The sequence below is a fragment of the Bacillus sp. EKM420B genome (assembly GCF_011065565.1).
In the GTDB taxonomy this organism is placed as follows: Bacteria; Bacillota; Bacilli; order Bacillales; family Bacillaceae; genus Bacillus; species Bacillus velezensis.
The window spans coordinates 1-241 of record NZ_JAAMNX010000060.1 but is presented as its reverse complement, the minus strand read 5'-3'; the positions used below and the strand labels follow the sequence as shown (position 1 = coordinate 241).

The following is a 241-nucleotide window of genomic DNA, read 5'->3' as shown; positions in this document are numbered from 1 at the left end:
GGATATTCATCATGCACTTGAGCATAATAATCTTTTAGTCCTTCTTGATTTTCAATTTGTTCAAATGAACGTCCACGTTGTGCAATTCTTGAGAGCATTGTTTCAAATGACACATCAATATAAACCAATAAATCCGGACGTTTTTTGGGCATTCCATCAAGTTCTTCTAACATATTTGCTAATAAATCTTGATAAATTTCCAATTCAGTTTTTGTTACATTTCCATTTTTATAGTTCAAAG

The 241-nt window shown here is 30.7% G+C and carries 1 protein-coding gene; it reads right to left on the bottom strand.

Annotated elements, in window-relative coordinates:
- Positions 1-241, bottom strand: a 241-nt coding sequence (locus tag G9F48_RS19540; RefSeq protein ID WP_165409999.1) for a deoxynucleoside kinase, incomplete at both ends; no start/stop codon positions are given.